General features: G+C 65.4%; 17 protein-coding genes and 1 tRNA gene. 12 read left to right on the top strand and 6 right to left on the bottom strand.

Going from position 1 to position 17,869, the window contains the following annotated elements; all coding sequences use genetic code 11:
* Positions 1–86: 86 nt before the first annotated feature.
* The 3 genes from M2334_RS10605 to M2334_RS10595 are packed head-to-tail and all read left to right on the top strand — an operon-like array spanning position 87 to position 2,802.
* The gene (locus M2334_RS10605) at positions 87–794 is read left to right on the top strand and encodes a ParA family protein (RefSeq protein ID WP_181561377.1); all 708 of its coding nucleotides are present in this window, start codon (positions 87–89) and stop codon (positions 792–794) included.
* Positions 795–808: 14 nt separating this feature from the next.
* Positions 809–1,351 (top strand): hypothetical protein, encoded by a 543-nt coding sequence (locus M2334_RS10600; RefSeq protein ID WP_264605378.1) that lies wholly within the window; start codon positions 809–811, stop codon positions 1,349–1,351.
* A 5-nt stretch (positions 1,352–1,356) separates the two neighbouring features.
* Entirely contained in the window at positions 1,357–2,802 is a 1,446-nt protein-coding gene (locus tag M2334_RS10595) for an SPOR domain-containing protein (protein WP_264605377.1), read from the top strand.
* A 21-nt stretch (positions 2,803–2,823) separates the two neighbouring features.
* Here the strand turns inward: M2334_RS10595 and M2334_RS10590 are convergent, their stop codons facing one another.
* Genes M2334_RS10590 through M2334_RS10570 form a run of 5 tightly spaced genes read right to left on the bottom strand, consistent with a single transcriptional unit; the run spans position 2,824 to position 6,963 of the window.
* Positions 2,824–4,047, bottom strand: coding sequence for a dihydroorotase (locus M2334_RS10590; RefSeq protein WP_264605376.1), 1,224 nt, complete (start codon positions 4,045–4,047; stop codon positions 2,824–2,826).
* Complete coding sequence (locus M2334_RS10585) at positions 4,038–5,027, bottom strand: aspartate carbamoyltransferase catalytic subunit (protein ID WP_264572521.1); 990 nt, start codon at positions 5,025–5,027, stop codon at positions 4,038–4,040. Before M2334_RS10585 ends, M2334_RS10590 begins: the two co-directional genes overlap by 10 nt.
* 49 nt (positions 5,028–5,076) lie before the next feature.
* A complete protein-coding gene (locus M2334_RS10580) occupies positions 5,077–5,367 on the bottom strand; it encodes a DUF1294 domain-containing protein (RefSeq protein ID WP_181559297.1) in 291 nt (96 codons plus the stop codon).
* 7 nt (positions 5,368–5,374) lie between these two features.
* Entirely contained in the window at positions 5,375–5,851 is a 477-nt protein-coding gene (ruvX, locus tag M2334_RS10575; RefSeq protein ID WP_181561379.1) for a Holliday junction resolvase RuvX, read from the bottom strand.
* Positions 5,851–6,963 carry a DUF3089 domain-containing protein gene (locus M2334_RS10570; protein WP_264605375.1) on the bottom strand — a complete coding sequence of 371 codons (1,113 nt, stop codon included), beginning with the start codon at positions 6,961–6,963 and terminating at the stop codon, positions 5,851–5,853. Before M2334_RS10570 ends, ruvX begins: the two co-directional genes overlap by 1 nt.
* 180 nt (positions 6,964–7,143) lie before the next feature.
* Between M2334_RS10570 and M2334_RS10565 the strand changes: the two genes are divergently transcribed.
* From M2334_RS10565 to gatB, 4 genes are all read left to right on the top strand, one after another.
* Complete coding sequence (locus M2334_RS10565; protein ID WP_264605374.1) at positions 7,144–8,961, top strand: DUF4153 domain-containing protein; 1,818 nt, start codon at positions 7,144–7,146, stop codon at positions 8,959–8,961.
* A gap of 33 nt (positions 8,962–8,994) precedes the next feature.
* Positions 8,995–9,282, top strand: coding sequence for an Asp-tRNA(Asn)/Glu-tRNA(Gln) amidotransferase subunit GatC (gatC, locus tag M2334_RS10560; RefSeq protein WP_264572525.1), 288 nt, complete (start codon positions 8,995–8,997; stop codon positions 9,280–9,282).
* Positions 9,283–9,403: 121 nt separating this feature from the next.
* Positions 9,404–10,885 carry an Asp-tRNA(Asn)/Glu-tRNA(Gln) amidotransferase subunit GatA gene (gatA, locus tag M2334_RS10555; RefSeq protein WP_264605373.1) on the top strand — a complete coding sequence of 494 codons (1,482 nt, stop codon included), beginning with the start codon at positions 9,404–9,406 and terminating at the stop codon, positions 10,883–10,885.
* Between the two features lie 96 nt (positions 10,886–10,981).
* Positions 10,982–12,484 carry an Asp-tRNA(Asn)/Glu-tRNA(Gln) amidotransferase subunit GatB gene (gatB, locus tag M2334_RS10550; protein ID WP_264605372.1) on the top strand — a complete coding sequence of 501 codons (1,503 nt, stop codon included), beginning with the start codon at positions 10,982–10,984 and terminating at the stop codon, positions 12,482–12,484.
* Between the two features lie 58 nt (positions 12,485–12,542).
* Here gatB and M2334_RS10545 read toward each other — a convergent pair whose 3' ends face one another.
* Positions 12,543–12,734, bottom strand: a complete 192-nt coding sequence (locus M2334_RS10545) for a hypothetical protein (RefSeq protein WP_181559302.1) — start codon at positions 12,732–12,734, stop codon at positions 12,543–12,545.
* Between the two features lie 129 nt (positions 12,735–12,863).
* Here M2334_RS10545 and M2334_RS10540 point away from each other — a divergent pair.
* The 5 genes from M2334_RS10540 (at position 12,864) to clpP (ending at position 17,642) form a co-directional block, all read left to right on the top strand.
* A tRNA-Leu gene (locus M2334_RS10540) sits at positions 12,864–12,948 on the top strand.
* Positions 12,949–13,016: 68 nt separating this feature from the next.
* On the top strand, positions 13,017–14,603 hold the full coding sequence (gene tig / locus M2334_RS10535) for a trigger factor (protein ID WP_264605371.1): 1,587 nt from the start codon (positions 13,017–13,019) through the stop codon (positions 14,601–14,603).
* Between the two features lie 198 nt (positions 14,604–14,801).
* Positions 14,802–15,734, top strand: a complete 933-nt coding sequence (locus M2334_RS10530; RefSeq protein WP_264605370.1) for a glycosyltransferase family 2 protein — start codon at positions 14,802–14,804, stop codon at positions 15,732–15,734.
* Positions 15,735–15,804: 70 nt separating this feature from the next.
* Entirely contained in the window at positions 15,805–16,998 is a 1,194-nt protein-coding gene (locus M2334_RS10525) for an acyltransferase family protein (RefSeq protein WP_264605369.1), read from the top strand.
* 11 nt (positions 16,999–17,009) lie between these two features.
* Positions 17,010–17,642, top strand: coding sequence for an ATP-dependent Clp endopeptidase proteolytic subunit ClpP (gene clpP / locus M2334_RS10520; protein WP_181559305.1), 633 nt, complete (start codon positions 17,010–17,012; stop codon positions 17,640–17,642).
* Positions 17,643–17,869: the final 227 nt, after the last annotated feature.

The following is a 17,869-nucleotide window of genomic DNA, read 5'->3' as shown; positions in this document are numbered from 1 at the left end:
ATGCAGGCCGGGCAGCGCACTTAACCGAATCTTAGAAGGAAGCGTGAGATTTCCTTGCCCGATCCATGATCGAGCGGGGGAATGTCGTGCGGATATTGGCGCTAGCATCTCAGAAGGGCGGTTCGGGAAAGACCACGCTGTCTGGCCATCTTGCGGTTCAGGCGCAGCGCGCTGGCGCGGGGCCGGTCGTCCTTATCGATATCGATCCTCAGGGTTCGCTCTCCGATTGGTGGAACGAGCGCAGCGACGATTATCCCGCCTTTGCCCAGACGAGCGTCGCGCGTCTTGCCGGCGATCTTGAGGCGCTGCGTCAGCAGGGGTTCAAGCTGGCGGTCATCGATACGCCGCCGGCGATCACCATGGCCATTCAGAGCGTCATCGGCGTCGCCGAGCTGATCGTGGTGCCGACCCGGCCCAGCCCCCACGATCTGCGTGCCGTGGGCGCGACGGTCGACCTGTGCGAACGCGCCGGCAAGCCGCTTATCTTCGTGGTCAATGCGGCAACGCCGCGGGCGCGCATCACCTCGGAAGCCGCGATTGCACTTTCGCAGCACGGCACGGTGGCACCGGTCACCATTCACCAGCGCACCGATTTTGCGTCCTCGATGATCGATGGGCGCACGGTGATGGACTTCGATCCCAAGGGGCGCTCGGCGCAGGAAGTCGAGCAGCTCTGGAGCTATGTGGCCGATCGGCTCGAGCGGAATTTCCGGCGGACGGTGTTCTCGCCCACGCATGTCGCAGCGGCGATGTCGCGCCAGACGGGCTTCGGTCGTCGGGTGGTGCAGGGATGAATCGCGATAATTCCATGACCGAGCCGCGCCCTGCGGCATCGCTGACGGCGAGCCTGCTCGCGCGGCGGGGCACTGCGCGCCCGGCCATGCGTCGCCCGGCGCTGCCGGGTCTCTCGACCGCCCCGACCCTCCATGATGACCTTGGCTGGAATGACATGGGGGAGGGCGCTGTCCCCCACATGCCAGCGCTGGCCACCGGGACGGACGCTGCGGTGCCCATCAACGCCAATGTGTCCGTGGCTGCTGAGAGCGACCCGGCGCCGGTCTCCCCGGCCAAGCAGCAGATGCTGGCTCTCGCCGAGCAAATCAGCCTGCGCGTCACGCCGCCGAAAGTCACTTCCAAGCGCCCGGCCAGTCTGGCGGGCGTCGGCCGCAAGGCCGCGTTCACGCTGCGGATCGATAGCGAGAGGCACCTGCGTCTGCGCTTGCTGAGCGCGGTCTCGAAGCGCTCCGCCCAGCAGCTTCTCATCGAGGCGCTGGATCAGATGATTGCCGCCGACGCGCAAGTGCAGGCGCTCGCCGAAGAGATTGAATCCAGTTCGGGCCTGGAGGCGTGAGGCATATGGCGCTCTCCGTAAAAATGCCTTTGCTGCTGGTGACGGTGGCGCTCTCCAGCGTGACGCTGGGCGGCTGCGCACAGCTGGGTCTCCAGTCCCATAGCGCGCGCGCGACGCCCTCGGTTGCGCAACTTTCGCCCAAGATCGAGTCAGCGCTCGCGGATCGCAAGTTCGCCCATGCGCTCAACCTGGCCGAGGCGCTGGTCGCCGCCGACCCGGCTACTGCAGACCATCGCGTCTTGCTGGGCCGTGCCTATCTTGCCAATGGCCGCTATCGCTCTGCGCAGGCGGCGTTCACGGACGCCATGGCGCTGGGCAACAGCGATGTCCGCACGATCATCAGCCTGGCCCTGTGCGAGACCGCGCTGGGCAATGACAGCACGGCCCAGGCTTTGCTCGCCGACAACGCTGCCACGCTGCCCGCCTCGGACTATGGTCTCGCCATGGCCATGGCTGGCGACGTGCAGGAAGGCGTGCGCGCGCTCGTTTACGCCGCGCGCCAACCTGACGCCTCGGCACAGACACGGCAGAACCTCGCCTTTGCCTTGGCGCTGGGTGGCGCCTGGGGGCAGGCACGGCTGATCGCCGGGCAGGATCTGTCCGCCAAAGAGGCCGAGCAGCGCATCGGGCGCTGGTCTCAGGCCGTGGCGCAGGCTGAACCCGGCGCGCGGGTGGCTGCCCTGACTGGGGTTGCGCCCCGTGCCGACGATGCCGGGATGCCGTCTCGCCTCGCGCTGCGCAGCTTCGAGCTTCCCGCCGTTGCGGAACTAGCACCGCCAAAGGCTGTCGTCCCGTCGTCAGCGAAGGTGGCTGAAGCGGCTGAACCTGCGGCAGCGGCCGATGCTGAGCACACAGTACCCGCCGTTCAATCGGTCGCGATCCCGCCTTCGAGCCGGTCCTTAGACCCGGCTGCCCCGCCCAAAGCCAATCCTCCCGCCGCGTCCTCGGCGAACGCGACCATTAGCGCGCCGTCCGCCGAAATTCTCTCAGCAGCGCCTTTGCTGGTTCTGCAGCCAGCGCCAAGGGCGCCGAGCATCGCTCAGATGGCCGTTGCGCCTGCTGCATCCAGCCCGTCGTTGGGAGTGAAGATTGCCGCCGCCTCTCGCGCGGTGCCGGTCCTGTCGGCCAGGCCAGGTCGCGCTTCGGGCGACTGGGTGATCCAACTCGGCGCCTTCGACAGCGCAACGATGGCGCGGGTGAAATGGCAGGATATGCGCCGCAACCCGCGTCTGGCTGGCTATCGCGAGATCGTCACCGCCGCGAGCGTCAATGGACGCACCTTCCATCGCGTGGCGGTGGGTGGCTTTGCGAGCCGGGGCGCTGCCGGCTCGCTCTGCCAGACTCTGCGCGGCGAAGGGCAGGCCTGTTACGTGCGCCGCGATGACAGCAATGCATCGCGCATGGCGCGCGCTGGCGCCTCGGCCGGCGGGTCGCAATTCGCATCGCGGTGATGGGGCCGGTGGGCGATCCGCTCAGCGGATCACGCCGCCTTTCATGATCATCCGCGCCCGGCCCTGAACCGGCAGCTTGTCGAACGGCGTATTGCCGGCCGCGGCTGCCATTTTGGCCGAATCGACGATCCAGGGTGTGTCAGGTGCGATGAGGATGAGGTCCGCCGGCGCGCCCGGCGCCAGCCGTCCCGCGTCGAGGCCGAGGATTGCGGCGGGATTGGCCGCGAGCAGGGCCATCATCCGCGTCTCAGTGATCTTGCCTTCACGCACCAGATTGAGGGCAAGCGGCAGCAGCGTCTCGGCGCCGGCGATGCCGGGCAGGGCGTCCGCAAAGGGCAGGCGCTTGTCTTCCGGGCCGCGCGGATCGTGGCCCGAGCATAGCACGTCGACGGTGCCATCCGCGACCGCCTCGATCGTGGCAAGCCGGTCCCGCTCATCGCGCAGAGGCGGGGAGAGGCGTGCGAAGGTGCGGAAATCGCTCACTGCCGCATCGTTGAGGAAGAGGTAGGAGGGGCTGGTGCCGCAGGTCACCTTCAACCCTTCGGCCTTGGCCGCGCGAATGAGGGCAAAGCCCGCCGCAGTGGTGACGAGGCGGACATGCAGGCGTGCGCCCGTCTCCCGCGCCAGCGCGATGTCCCGCGCGATAGCCATCGCTTCGGCACTGGCCGGGGCACTGGGCAGGCCGAGGCGCGAGGCCGTTTCGCCATCCGTCGCCACGGCATTGGCCGTCAGCCCGCCATCCTCAGCATGGGTAATGACCACCAGGTCGAGCGCGGCAGCATAGTGCAGCACGCGCAGCATCACGCCCGAGTCGGCAATCCAGCGCCGGCCGGTCGCGATGGCGCGGGCGCCAGCGGACTTCATCAGCGCCATTTCCGCCAGTTCGCGCCCCTCCAGGCCGCGCGTCGCGGCGCCGAGCGGATGCACCCAGAAGTCCGGCTTGCCGGCCCGAGCGGCGTGCTGGATCAGCCCCGGTTCGTCGAGAACGGGCGACTGGTCCGGCATCAGCGCGGCGCGGGTGATGCCGGCGAAGTGGAAGGCCGGCTTGTCGGTGCGGAACACGCCCAGATCGATGATGCCCGGCGCGAGGATCATGCCCTTGGCATCGACGATTTCGGCGCCATCCGGCACCTTTGTGGCGTCAACAGCAGCGATTGCCGCGCCTTCAACGAGCAGCGTGCCTTCGGAGAGGGCGCTGGCGGTCGGATCGCACAGGCGTGCGTTGACGATAGCGGTCAGGCCCATCCTTCGACTCCCCGGGCTGTGCGGGTGAGGACATCGAGGCAGGCCATGCGCATAGCGACCCCCATCTCGACCTGCTCGGTGATCGCCGAGCGATCCGGATCGTCCGCTACGCTGCTGACGATTTCCACGCCCCGGTTCATCGGGCCGGGGTGCATGATGATCGCGTCTGGCTTGGCGCGCTTCAGCCGCTCGGGCGTGAGGCCATAGAGCGCGTGAAATTCGCGGGCCGAGGGGATGAAGGCCCCGTCCATCCGCTCATTCTGAATGCGCAGCATCATCACCACATCCGCGCCCTCCAGTGCGGCGTTGAAATCATGGAACGGCGTGACCCGATAGCGCTCCACCGCCGGGGGCATCAGCGTCGGCGGCGCGCAGACACGCACCTGCGCGCCCAAAGCCGTGAGGCAGAGCATGTTGGAGCGGGCGACGCGGCTGTGGAGAATATCGCCGCAGATGGTGACGATCAGCCCCTCGAAGCTGCCCTTGCGCCGCCTTATGGTCAGTGCGTCGAGCAGCGCCTGCGTCGGGTGCTCGTGGCGGCCATCGCCGGCATTGAGCACGGGGCAATCCACCATGTCGGCGATCAACTGCACGGCGCCCGAACTCATATGGCGGATCACCATCACGTCGGCGCGCATCGAGTTGAGCGTCACGGCGGTGTCGATCAGCGTCTCGCCCTTTTTCACGCTCGATTGGGCGGCGTGCATGTTCACCACGTCCGCCCCCAGCCGCTTGCCCGCCACCTCGAAGGAGAGCAGCGTGCGCGTGCTGTTCTCGAAAAAGGCGTTCATCTGCGTGAGGCCGGCGAGGCGCCCGTCATGCTTGCGGCTGCCGGCACGGTTGAGCGAGGCCCATTGCTCGGCTTCATCCAGTAAGAAGCGGATTTCATGCGGCGCCAGATTGGCGATTCCCACCAGATGCCGGTGCGGAAAATTGTCCCGGCCGATGAGGCCGGTGGCGGGAGAGGGCGATATTGTCATTAAAGCGCCTCGTTAGTGGAGCGGCGGGGCGGACTCAAGCGCTGATGTATCAGGCGGACGGCGTCCAGACGTTGAGATCGAGCAGGATGATCAGCGCGCACTGCGCGGCGGCGATGAGGAACAGCGCGCGGGAGAAGTCCCGCTTGCGGGTCTTGTGCCGGAAGAGCCGCATGGCGAGCCAGGCGCCAATCGTCCCGCCGATCGCCGCCAGGGTCAGCAGATCGCGCTCGCGCATGCGCGGTCCCCCGGCAATGGCGCGCTGCTTGTCATGGCGGAAGGCGGCGAGGGTGATGAGGTTGATCAGCACCAGCCAGCCCCAGATGATGTGCGTTTCCGTCATGCGCAGGTCAGCCCATCGTCAGGCCGTCAATGGCCCCCTGCAGGATGAGGGCGGCGGCGTGGGCGTCGATCTTTTCAGCGCGCTTGGCCCGGCTCATGTCCTGCGCGATCATCGCCCGCTCGGCAGCGACGGTCGACCAGCGCTCGTCCCACAGCAGCACGGGCAGGCCGAGTACGGCGATGTTGCGGGCAAAGGCGCGTGCAGCCTGGCTGCGCGGGCTCTCGCTGCCATCCATATTGAGCGGCAGGCCGATGACGAGTCCCTTGACCGACTGCTGGGCGATGAACTGGGCGAGCACGTCCCGGTCCTTGCTGAACTTGCCGCGCTTGTGCGTATGGGCGGGGCTGGCGATGCTCCAGCCGGCATCGCACAGGGCAAGGCCGATGGTCTGGGTGCCAAGGTCCATGCCGAGCAGGCGTCCGCCAGCCGGTAGCGCCTGCGCGAAGGACGCCTTGTCGAGCGTAATCAGCGTTTCCCCGACCATCAGCGCTGCCACGCCGCCAATCGGCCAAGCGCATCGGCACGAATGTTCGCCCAGAACAGGGGATAGTCATAAACGTGGTAATTATTGCCCGGGAGCACGAAGGTGCCGAGCTTGGGCGCGCTGTCCAGCATCAGGAAGCCACGGCCGGCGCAGCGCGCGCCGATCTCGCCGGGCGTGAGCAGCACGGTCGACGCCGCCTCGCCATCACCGCGCAGCACGCCCAGATTCGCATCGCCCGGCGCATCGGGCGCCGCGCCGCCATTGAGCGGATTGGTGCACAGCATGGCCGACCCGGCGCGCGATTGGCCGTCCAATCCACGCTCGCGGTCGAACGTTGCTTCCACCGCGGAGGTGTCTGCGGGCGCGGCAAAGCTCTGCCAGCTCAGCACGCAGCCGGTCGTGCCCGGCCCCGTGCAGGCGGGCAGGCCGAGAGCGGGCAGATCATGCTCCACGGAGACTGGCCAGCCGACGACATAGGCCGCGACCAGCCGGGCCTTGAGCGCACTGTTGCCCGCTTCCTCATGCAGCAGCCGCAGCAGGTGGCGACTGCCCTGACTGTGCGCGGCGAGAATGATCGGCCCTTGCGGATTGGCAGCGAGGAACTGTGCGAAGGCGGCCTTCACGTCCGCATAGGCTCGCTCAAGCGCCAACGCGGCGTCTGCCTTTTCGGTAAGGAAGGCACCGAACACGGCCTGCCGGTAGCGCGGCGCCCAGATGTTTCCGGCTGCCGCGAAGGCGCTGGCTTGAATGCGCACGAACCGCCCGGCCTGCGCCTTTGCGATGCGGTCGTTGATCGGGGCGTTCCAGTGGAGCGTCTCGAACGAGCTGGTGGGGTGGACGAAGAAGATCGCCGCTTTCTGCGCTGGCGCCGCCTCGGCAAGCTTCTTGGCCGGTTGCCAGCGAGCGGGATCGTCGCGGCGCCCGTCCGGCCGGCTGATCCATCCATCGCCACCTGAATAGAAATTCGCGGGCAGGGCAGGCGGTTCGCTGAACCCGACATGCGGCACCAGTGCGCTCTGCATCAGCCGGGGGCCGAAGAAGGAGAAGGCGATCATTCCCGCGATCGCCAGGGCTGTGAAAAACGCGACGACATACAGGAACTTCCGGGCCAAAGGGGCACGACTCCATCTCTGTGGCAAGCTGGGCAGTGGCATGGCTCATGCCCGCTTGGGTTCCGCGAGGCAAGCGAAGGCAGCAGGCGAAGGTCCAACAGGCGAAGGTCCAATTTGCCTTGCGAGCGGATCGTGATAGGTCGGACGCGTTCAGGAACGGACGCGGCGGGGAGCAGGATGATGGCCAGCAACGCATCGACGGCGCAGACGGTATGGCCGCTGCGCACTTGGGTGCTGTGTGTGCTCGGCGCGCTTGTCGGTCTGGCGATCGACCGGTTTTCCGATCCCGCGCCCATCGAGCCCGAGTTTCTGCGGCGGGTGATCGCCGCGCTGCCCATGTTCCTTTCGACCGCCGCTCTCGCCTTTGGCCTCGGTTGGCGCCGGCGGCGACCGGTCGCGGCTCTTGTCGTGGCGCTGATCTGCGGCCTCCTCGGCGGCGGCGTCTTTCTGTGGAACGGGGTGCCCGGCCATGGATCGAGCGTCGATCTCTGGCATCTCGTCTGCGGCGCCATCGCCGCGGCTGCGCTGCTGGTGCTGTTTCAGGCAGCGCAGGATCGCAGTCTGGCCGGCGGCGCGCCCTCCGCGCCGGCCGGTGTGTTGCCGCGCGCCGTACGGGCCTGGTCGCGCCAGGCCATCCATTATGAGGATGTTCACGGCCATTTGTGGACGAATGCGCTGCTGATCGGCGCAAGCGCGCTGTTCATGCTGCTCAGCTTCGGCATCGCCCATTTGCTGGCGCAGATGTTCATGCTGGTGAAGCTCCCGTTCCTCCGCGATGCCTTGCGCGAGTCTGTTGTGGTCGCCATGCTGTGCGGCGCCGCGTTCGGCGCGGCGCTTGGGCTGTTGCAGGATCGCGGGGCGATCATCGCCGCCCTGCAGCGCGTCGCCATGCTGGTGCTGCGCGTGCTGGCGCCGGTGGTGGCGCTGGCGATCGGCATCTTCCTGGCGGCCTTGCCTGTCACCGGCCTGGCGCCGCTCTGGGCGACGGGCGGCACGACGCCGATCATGCTGGCCGGAGCGGTGCTGGCGCTGTTTCTCGCCAATGCCGTGGTGGGCGATACGGCGGTTGAGGAAACCCGCTCAGTCTTGCTGGGTGCCAGCGCGGCGGCGCTCGGCCTCTTCCTGCTCCCGATGGTGGGTATTGCAGTCTTCTCCTCGGGCCTGCGCATCCATCAACATGGCCTGACGCCCGAGCGGCTGTGGGCGCTGGCCTTTCTGATCGTGGCGAGCATCACCGCCATTGCCTATGCCGTCGCCATCCTCGGCGCACGCGGCTGGTTCGCCCGGCTGCGGCGGACCAATCGCATGCTCGTATTCGTGATCGCCGGCATCGCGCTGCTGCTCTCCACGCCGATCTTCGGCTTCGAGCGGATCGCGACTGCGCACCAGCTCCAGCGCCTCGCGGGCGGGCAGGTGGCGCCGGACAAGTTCGATTACCGTGCCTTGTGGTTCGATTTCGGGCCGGAGGGGCGGGCTGCGATTCGACGGCTGGCGAGCGGCTCGGCGGACGCGACGATCCGCCGTCATGCCGCCGAGACGATGAAGCTGACCGACCGCTGGGCCGTGCCGCCTATGGTCGTCGCCGCGCGCAGTGGCGAATTGCTGGACGAGCGGCTGACGATCCTGCCCATCCCGGTCGAATTGCCGGCAGCACTGCGCAAGCGGCTGGTGCAATATGATGCCTGCGAGGAGACCGGCCCGTGCCTGCTGCACTATGTGCCCGGCGAGGATCTGGCGATTGTTGTGAAGCTGCCCGCTCCGGAATGCGGCGATTGTGCCCCAACCGTGCGCCTCATCCGGCAGGAGAATGGCCAATGGACCAATGAGAGCCGCTATCTTGCCCAAGGCGATGCCGCTCGCCGGCTGGTCGCGCAGATCCGCGCCGGCGCCGTTGACCTCCGCCCGGTGATGGCGCGACAGCTCTACATCGGTGGCGAACCGGTCGGCGAACCGCTGTCAACGGCCGCCAATGGGGCCGAAACGGCGGAAGCGCCTTGATGACCGCCAGAGCCAGTGCTAGCGCGCGCTCCCATGAGCGTAGACCTGACAACCGTAAAAAAGATCGCCAGCCTCGCGCGCCTCGCTGTCAGCGAGGATGAAGCGCAGGCGTTGGTGCCCGAACTCAACGGCATTCTCCACTGGGTGGAGCAGCTGGGCGAAGTGGACGTGACCGGCGTCGAGCCGATGACCGCCGTCATCCCCAACACGCTGCGCCTGCGCGAGGACGCCGTGACCGATGGCAATGTCCGCGACAAGGTGCTGGCCAATGCGCCTCAGGCCGAACATGGCTTTTTCGCCGTGCCTAAGGTGATCGAATGATGACGGGACGGCATCATTCGATCATCCCGGACAGCCGCGTAGCGGCGACCGATCCGGGATCCAGAAACGAGAGACTCAACAAGCAGCCCTTCGACAAGCTCAGGGCGAACGGAGCGGGATCGTGACCGATCTGACCAACCTCACTGTCGCGCAGATCCGCGATGGCTTCCGTGCTGGTGACTTCTCCGCGCGGGAAGTCGCCGAGGCCTTCAACGCCAATGTCGCCGCCGCCAAGGCGCTCAACGCTTTCATCGTCGAGACGCCCGAGCATGCGCTGGCTGCTGCCGATCAGGCGGACAAGGACCGCGCCGCCGGCACGCTCAAGCCGCTTTCCGGCGTGCCCATCGGCATGAAGGACCTGTTCTGCACCGAGGGCGTGCAGACGACCGCCGCCAGCCACATGCTGGAAGGCTTCACGCCGACCTATGAGTCCACCGTCTCGCAGAAGCTGTGGGATGCCGGCGCAGGCATGCTCGGCAAGCTCAATCTCGATCAGTTCGCCATGGGATCGTCCAACGAGACGAGCTATTTCGGCAATGTGATCTCGCCCTGGCGCCGCAATGACGGCAGCAATGCCGCGCTGGCGCCGGGCGGTTCCTCGGGTGGCAGCTCGGCGGCGATCGCCGCGCGGCTCTGCCCGGCGGCGACGGGTACGGATACCGGCGGGTCGATCCGCCAGCCGGCGGCCTTCACCGGCATTTCCGGCATCAAGCCGACCTATGGCCGCTGCTCACGCTGGGGCATCATCGCCTTTGCCAGCTCACTCGATCAGGCCGGGCCGATGGCGCAGGACGTGCGCGACTGCGCGATCCTGCTGGAGAATATGGCGGGCTTTGACGCGAAGGATTCGACCTCGCTCAACCTGCCGGTGCCGCAGTGGGAAGCTGGATTATCCAGCGATCTCAAGGGCAAGCGCATCGGCATTCCCAAGGAATATCGCGTCGAGGGTCTCGATGCCGATGTCGCGCGGGTGTGGGACGATGGCATTGCCTGGCTGAAGGATGCCGGCGCCGAGATCGTCGAGGTCTCGCTGCCGCACAGCAAATATGCCCTGCCGGCTTATTACATCATCGCCCCGGCGGAAGCCTCGTCCAATCTCGCGCGCTATGACGGCGTGCGCTACGGCCTGCGTGATCTGCCCGATGGCGCGAACCTGCAGGATATGTATGCTGCGACGCGCGCCGCCGGCTTCGGCCCGGAGGTCAAGCGCCGCATCATCATCGGCACCTATGTGCTCTCGGCGGGCTTCTACGATGCCTATTACACCCAGGCGCAGAAGGTGCGGGCGCTGATCGCGCAGGATTTCGCCAAGGCTTTCGAGGCATGCGACGTCATCCTCGCACCCACCGCGCCCAGCGCGGCCTTCGGCCTCGGTGAGAATGTCGACGATCCGCTGAAAATGTATCTGAACGACGTGTTCGCGGTGCCGGCCTCGCTGGCGGGTCTCCCCGCCATGTCCGTGCCCGGCGGGCTCAGCAAGGACGGGCTGCCGCTCGGCCTGCAGATCATCGGTCCGGCCTTCGATGAGCAAGCGGTGCTGAACGCGGGTTTCGCCATTGAGCAACGGGCGGGCTTCACCGCCCGGCCTGAGGCGTGGTGGTAGATGTTTCGTGCTCCTGCGCAGGCAGGAGCCCAGGGCAGCCAAGGGCTGCACTCCCCTGGATTCCTGCCTTCGCGGGAATACTGTAAGGACTGAAGAATGACTGAGACGAGCTATCGCATTCGTGGCGCCACCGGGGACTGGGAGGTCGTGATCGGCCTCGAGGTTCACGCGCAGGTGGTGAGCCAGGCCAAGCTGTTTTCCGGCGCGGCGACGGCCTTCGGCGCGGAGCCGAACACGCAGGTGAGCCTTGTCGATGCCTCGATGCCCGGCATGCTGCCGGTGCCCAATCGCGAGTGCATCCGTCAGGCGGTCCGCACCGGCCTTGCGATCAATGCGCAGATCAACAAGTGGAGCCGGTTCGACCGCAAAAACTATTTCTACGCGGACTTGCCGCAGGGTTACCAGATTTCCCAGCTTTATCATCCGCTTGTGGGTGAAGGTTCGCTGACGATCGAAGCCGATGAGAAGGCCGGCATTCCCGCCGACAAGGCCATCGGGATCGAGCGCATCCATGTGGAGCAGGATGCCGGCAAGCTGATGCACGATCAGCACCCGACCCGCTCCTATGTCGATCTCAATCGCTCGGGCGTGGCGCTGATGGAAATCGTCAGCCGCCCGGACATGCGCTCGCCTGCCGAGGCCGGGGCCTATCTGCGCAAGCTGCGCGCGATCCTGCGCTATGTCGGCTCGTGCGATGGCAATATGGAGGAAGGCTCCATGCGCGCGGACGTGAACGTCTCCGTGCGCAAGCCCGGCGAGGAATTCGGGACGCGGACCGAGACGAAGAACGTCAATTCCGTGCGCTTCGTCATGCAGGCCATCGAATATGAAGCCCAGCGCCAGGTCGATGTGATCGAGGGCGGTGGACGGATCGTGCAGGAAACGCGGCTGTTCAACCCGGATACCGGCACAACGCGCTCGATGCGCTCCAAGGAAGACGCGCATGATTATCGCTACTTCCCGGACCCGGACCTGCTGCCGCTGGTGCTGGAGGACAGCTTCATCGAGGATTGCCTGCACTCGCTGCCCGAACTGCCGGATGCCAAACGCACCCGCTATGTCGAGGTGCTGGGGCTCTCCGATTACAACGCCCGCGTGCTGACCGCCGAGGCGGAAACGGCCCGCTGGTTCGAGGCTCTGCTCGCGGAAAGCGCGCGCATCCAGAAGAAGAGCGAAGGTGAGGTGGCCAAGGCCAGCGCCAACTGGCTGCTCTCGGAGCTTTACGGTGCGCTCAATCGCCTCGGCAAGACGCTTGAGGACAGCCCGGTCAACCCCGAGCGCGGCGCGGAATTGCTTGCACTGGTGGCCGATGGCACGATTTCGGGCAGCATCGCCAAGCAGGTGTTCGAGATCATGCTGGAGACCGGCGAAGCGCCTGCCGAGATTGTCGAGAAGCGCGGCCTCAAGCAGACCACGGATACCGGCGCGATCGAGGCGGTCGTTGCGAAGATTCTCGCCGACAATGCGGACAAGGTCGAGCAGTACAAGGGTGGAAAGGAAGCTTTGTTCGGCTTCTTCGTCGGTCAGACGATGAAGGCCATGCAGGGCAAGGCCAATCCGCAGATGGTCAACGAGTTGATCAAGAAGGCATTGGCCTGATCGCATCCCGGCCGCGCCTCCACGAGGTGGGCCGGGAAGCTGAGATCAGTAGCTCAGATCAGTCTGGCGGCGGCGCGATGGACGGCAGTTCGTCGGGGCCGCGGCCGGGTTCATCGATATTGGGCGTTTCCGGCGCGATTTCCGGCGGTTCGCGAAACGGCGTCTCGTCCGGCGATTCCATGGGCGGAAGCTCGTCAGGTGACTGCGGGGTGATGGTATCGGGGGGCGGAATTTCCGGCTGGCTGGCCATGGCTTTGCGTCCTTTCGTTGCTCTTTTCAACGGGCGGGGTGAGGGATCGTTCCGGATCGACACGGCAAGGCGCGCACAGCCTTGCCCTTTCCCAGGCTTTGCACTATGGCCCGCCGACCGGCGACCGATGCGGGCGTGGCGAAACTGGTAGACGCGCCAGATTTAGGTTCTGGTATCGCAAGATGTGGGGGTTCGAGTCCCTTCGCCCGCACCAGTTGCGCAGCCTGGCCCCGGTCGTTCCAAAAGATTTCATCCTAGCCTGGAAAGCGTCGAGTTAGAGATATGCAGATTGTCGAGACATTGAATGAGGGCCTCAAGCGCGCCTATACGCTGACCGTCACGGCCAAGGACATCGACGCCCGCGTCGAAGAGGAAGTGAAGTCGATTGCGCCGCAGGTGCGGATGCCCGGTTTCCGGCCCGGCAAGGTGCCTGCCAACCTCGTCCGCAAGATGCACGGCCCGGCCCTGCAGCGCGAGGCGCTGGACAAGTCCATCCGTGAGGGCGTCGAGAAGGTCATCGCCGAGAACAAGCTGCGTCCCGCGATGCAGCCGAGCGTCGAGCTGACCGCCGATTATGAGGACGGCAAGGATGCCGAGGTCAAGGTCGCTCTGGAAATCCTGCCGGAGGTTCCCGCGCCCAAGATCGAGGGCATCAAGCTAGAGCGGCTCGTCGTCGATGTGACCGACGAGCAGATCGACGAGGCGGTTGGCCGTCTCGCCGCGCAGAGCCAGCGTTATGAGGACGCCCCCAAGACCGCCAAGGCGAAGGAAGGCGACCAGGTCGTCATGGATTTCGTCGGCAAGGTCGACGGCGTGGCGTTCGAGGGCGGCACCGGTTCGGACATGGCGATCGCCATCGGCTCGGGCAATCTGATCCCCGGCTTCGAGGATCAGCTGGTTGGCGTGAAGACCGGCGACGAGAAGACCATCAACGTGACCTTCCCCGCCGAATATGGCTCCAAGGAGCTGGCCGGCAAGGATGCGACGTTCGATCTCGTCATCAAGGCGGTCAAGAACCCCGTCGAGAAGCCCGCTGACGACGAATTTGCCAAGCAGCTCGGTCTCGAGAGCCTCGAGAAGCTGCGCGAGCTGTTCAAGGCGCAGATCGAGCAGGAGCACGGCAATCTGACGCGCACCTACATGAAGCGCCAGTTGCTCGATCAGCTGGCTGCCGGCCATGATTTCGAGGTGCCCCCGGGCATGGTCGAGGCCGAGTTCGGCCAGATCTGGCAGCAGCTTGAGCATGAAGCCGGTCACGAGGAAGATCCCGAGGCGGCGCTCAAGGAAATGGAAGCCGACCGCGACGATTATCGCAAGATCGCCGAGCGTCGCGTCCGTCTGGGCCTGCTCCTCTCGGAAATCGGCCAGGCCAATGGCGTGGAGATCACGCAGGCGGAAATGAACCGCCTCGTTGCTCAGGCCGCGCAGCAGTACGCCCCGCAGGACCGCGAGCGGTTCGTCGAATATGTCCGCAACGAGCCGATGGCAGCCGCGCAGCTGCGTGCCCCGCTCTATGAGGACAAGGTCGTCGATTATCTCTTCGAGAAGGCCGATGTGAGCGAGCGTACCGTTGCGCGCGCCGATCTGGAGGCGGCGATCGAGAGCGAAGAGGGCGGTCACGTCCACGGACCGGATTGCGGCCACGATCACAGCCACGACGCCAAGCCGGCCAAGAAGGCTGCCGCCAAGAAGCCGGCTGCCAAGAAGGCTGATGTCGAGGCAGAGGCCGCTCCGGCTGAAGAGGCCAAGGCGCCTGCCAAGAAGGCTCCGGCCAAGAAGGCCGCGGCTGCCAAGGCTGACGAGGGCGACGCGGCAGAGAAGCCGGCCAAGAAGCCCGCTGCCAAAAAGGCCAAGACTGCCGAGGCCTGAGGCCTCACTGCAGATCGCATGAACTGATCAGAAGCGAGCCGGAGCGGGATGCCGTTCCGGCTCGCTTTTTCTTTGGATGCATGGCGGCGGGCTCGTGCAGCAGGTGCCGCCGGGCGCTGGGGTCGCAAAAGACCATTGCAACCATGCGATCTGTTGCCATAAGCCCGCAGTCCCATGCATCCAGACCCGTCCAGCCCGATGACAGGCGTGCGCATCGCCGTCCTGCTGCCTTGTTATAACGAGGCGGTCGCCATCGGGCAGACCGTCACCGCGTTCGCGCAGGCCTTGCCGCAGGCGGCCATCTACGTGTTCGACAATAACAGTTCCGATGACAGCGTCGCCGTCGCGCGCGCCGCCGGGGCGATCGTCTACAGCGTGCGGCAGCAGGGGAAGGGCCATGTCGTGCGGCGGATGTTCGCGGACGTGGATGCGGACATCTACGTGCTTGCCGATGGCGATGCGACCTATGATGCGAGCGCGGCGCCGGCGCTGGTCAGCGCGATGCTGGGCGGGCCGCTCGACATGGTCGTCGGCGCCCGCAAGTCTGAGGTAGAGGCGGCTTACCGTCCGGGGCACCGGCTCGGCAATCTGTTGCTCACCGGGCTGCTGAGGCAGCTTTTCGGGCGCAGTTTCACCGATATTCTCTCAGGCTATCGGGTGTTCTCCCGGCGGTTCGTCAAGAGCTTCCCGATCCTCTCGGAGGGCTTCGAGATCGAGACGGAGATGTCCGTCCACGCCCTCGAGCTGCGCATGCCGGTGGGCGAGGTGATGACCGCCTATGCGGCGCGGGCGGAGGGCTCGCTCTCCAAGCTCAACACCTTCCGCGACGGCTGGCGCATCCTGCGCACGATGATCCAGCTCTATCGCGTGGAGCGGCCCTTGTGGTTCTTCGGTTTCATTGCGCTGGTGATCGCGCTGGTTGCCGGACTGATGGGCGTGCCGGTCATCCTGACCTATCTGGAGACGGGGCTTGTGCCCCGCTTCCCGACCCTCATCACCATCGTGGGGATGGGCGTTCTGTCCGCCCTGTGTCTGCTTACCGGCCTCATCCTCGATACGGTGACGCGCGGCCGGCAGGAAATGAAGCGCCTTGCCTATCTGGCGCATACCGCGCCGGGGATGGCGCGTTAAATTTCATTAACCCAGTTGATCATGAATAATTGAGTCCATAAACTTTCCCGACAGGCTCGGGGGGGCAGGTATGGAGGGGGTCGGTTCATCGCGGCACCATTATAAGGTGCTTGATAGCTTGCGCGGCATTTGCGCGTGCATGGTGGTCCTGCTGCATGTGAAGACGCAGGGAGGAATATCGAACGCAGCGCTGGTTGAGCATGCGTCCCTTTTCGTCGATTTCTTTTTCGTGCTGTCCGGCTTTGTCATCGGCGCGAGCTACGGGAAGAGACTCGTGGACGGCTATTCCGTCGGCCATTTCATGCGCAAGCGGATCGCCCGCGTCTATCCACTGCATTTTGCCATGCTGGTCTGCTTCGTCCTGTTCGAGCTGTGTCTCCTCATTTTCGGTGGGGATAGGTTAGGCAGGCCGGCCTTTGAGGGCCTGCAATCGCCCAAGAATCTGATCGACGCCCTGCTGTTAATCCAGATTTTCCCGGGCGGCGATCCGACAGCGTGGAATTTCCCCAGCTGGTCGATCGCGGCGGAAGTCTGGATTTATCTGGCCTTTGCATTGGTGCTGCGAACCGCTGGGCGTCACTTGGTGCCAATTTGTCTCGGCGTTGCGGTCGCCGTTCCGTTGCTGCTCCTTAGCCAGCCGGATTTCAGTCCGATCATGTACCAGAACGCGCTGCTGCGCTGCGCGATGGGCTTCGCGCTCGGCCTGGTCGGTTGGCGCTGCATGGATCGGATCAGGGCGATGCAGCTTCCTGGTTGGGCTGATCAGGGGCTGGAACTGGTGACGGTGATTGCGCTGCTTGCCTTCATATCCTGCCTGGGAGGGGGGAGGCTGTCCGTTCTGTCACCCTTTCTCTTTTTGATCGCGGTACTCGTGTTTGCGCGTGAAAAAGGGGTGGTGAGCGAGTGCTTGAAAAGGCCTAAGGTCGTGGAAATCGGAGCGCTCTCCTATTCGATCTACCTTATCCACATCTTTCTATATTACCGCCTGCTCAACTTGTTATCGGTCATCGAGCGTCATGCCGGTGTCGATCTGGTGGTCGGTACGCAGGCGGGGAAAGCCATCGGCGGCGGGGTCTGGATCGGCGATGCGATCAGTATCCTCTTTCTGATCTTCGTCATGGGTTGTGCCTCTCTGAGCCGGCGACTGATCGAAGGGCCTGGGCGCGCGCTTTTCGAAACGCACCTGTCTGCACCCGTTGCCCACCCTGCGCATCTTGAAGTCAGTGCCCAAACGTCCGATGTAGTGGCCGCAGACGGCCAGTAAGAAAGAGAATCATGACCGATAATTTTGATCCGCTCGGGGCACTTGTTCCTATCGTTATCGAACAGTCCAATCGCGGCGAGCGCAGCTTCGATATCTACTCGCGCCTGTTGCGGGAGCGGATCATTTTCGTGACCGGCCAGGTCGAGGATCACATGGCCTCGCTGATCGTCGCCCAGCTGCTCTTTCTGGAATCGGAGAATCCGAAGAAGGACATCTGGATGTACATCAACTCGCCGGGCGGCGTGGTGACCAGCGGTATGGCGATCCATGACACCATGCAGTATATCCGCCCGAAGGTCGGCACGGTGTGCATCGGTCAGGCCGCATCGATGGGCAGCTTCCTGCTCGCGGCCGGCGAACCGGGCATGCGCTTTGCGCTCAGCAACGCGCGGATCATGATCCACCAGCCGTCTGGCGGCGCGCAGGGCATGGCGTCGGATATCGAGATCCAGGCCAAGGAAATCCTCCGGATCCGTCGTCGCCTGAACGATCTGTACGTCAAGTACACCGGCCAGCCGCTGGAGAAGATCGAGGCCGCCATGGATCGCGACACCTTCCTGGAAGCGGAAGAAGCGCTCGCGTTCGGCCTTGTGGACAAGGTGTACGACAAGCGTCCCGGCACCAGCGAAGAAACGCCGGCTTGATAGGGTCGGGCCGGCCGCTCACGCGGTCGGCCTTTGCATCCCGGCGGCGCCGTGCATCGTCGCCGGACTTTGGGCTGTGCCGTGGTCGAGTGAGCGGCCAGCTTGTTTCCGCCGCTAAAATCTCTCTGTTCGCAGCCTGGCCGGGGGCGGCCAGCATCTCCCATTGCAAAGCCGGGCCAGCCCTCCCATCTTCTTTCCATTATGGCTTTTGAGCCGGCAATGTCTGG

The sequence above is a fragment of the Sphingobium sp. B11D3D genome, assembly GCF_025961755.1.
Classification (GTDB): Bacteria; Pseudomonadota; Alphaproteobacteria; order Sphingomonadales; family Sphingomonadaceae; genus Sphingobium.
The sequence above is the reverse complement of the archived record's forward strand: the minus strand, read 5'-3'. Positions and strand labels throughout refer to the sequence as shown.

Coding starts and splice junctions, on each gene's coding strand:
- M2334_RS10600 (WP_264605378.1), top strand. CDS start 809: ATGACCGAGCCGCGCCCTGCGGCATCGCTGACGGCGAGCCTGCTCGCG.
- M2334_RS10580 (WP_181559297.1), bottom strand. CDS start 5,367: ATGACGGAAACGCACATCATCTGGGGCTGGCTGGTGCTGATCAACCTC.
- M2334_RS10525 (WP_264605369.1), top strand. CDS start 15,805: ATGGAGGGGGTCGGTTCATCGCGGCACCATTATAAGGTGCTTGATAGC.
- tig (WP_264605371.1), top strand. CDS start 13,017: ATGCAGATTGTCGAGACATTGAATGAGGGCCTCAAGCGCGCCTATACG.
- M2334_RS10530 (WP_264605370.1), top strand. CDS start 14,802: ATGACAGGCGTGCGCATCGCCGTCCTGCTGCCTTGTTATAACGAGGCG.
- M2334_RS10595 (WP_264605377.1), top strand. CDS start 1,357: ATGGCGCTCTCCGTAAAAATGCCTTTGCTGCTGGTGACGGTGGCGCTC.
- M2334_RS10590 (WP_264605376.1), bottom strand. CDS start 4,047: ATGGGCCTGACCGCTATCGTCAACGCACGCCTGTGCGATCCGACCGCC.
- gatC (WP_264572525.1), top strand. CDS start 8,995: ATGAGCGTAGACCTGACAACCGTAAAAAAGATCGCCAGCCTCGCGCGC.
- gatB (WP_264605372.1), top strand. CDS start 10,982: ATGACTGAGACGAGCTATCGCATTCGTGGCGCCACCGGGGACTGGGAG.
- M2334_RS10565 (WP_264605374.1), top strand. CDS start 7,144: ATGGCCAGCAACGCATCGACGGCGCAGACGGTATGGCCGCTGCGCACT.
- M2334_RS10545 (WP_181559302.1), bottom strand. CDS start 12,734: ATGGCCAGCCAGCCGGAAATTCCGCCCCCCGATACCATCACCCCGCAG.
- M2334_RS10585 (WP_264572521.1), bottom strand. CDS start 5,027: ATGACAATATCGCCCTCTCCCGCCACCGGCCTCATCGGCCGGGACAAT.
- clpP (WP_181559305.1), top strand. CDS start 17,010: ATGACCGATAATTTTGATCCGCTCGGGGCACTTGTTCCTATCGTTATC.
- ruvX (WP_181561379.1), bottom strand. CDS start 5,851: ATGGTCGGGGAAACGCTGATTACGCTCGACAAGGCGTCCTTCGCGCAG.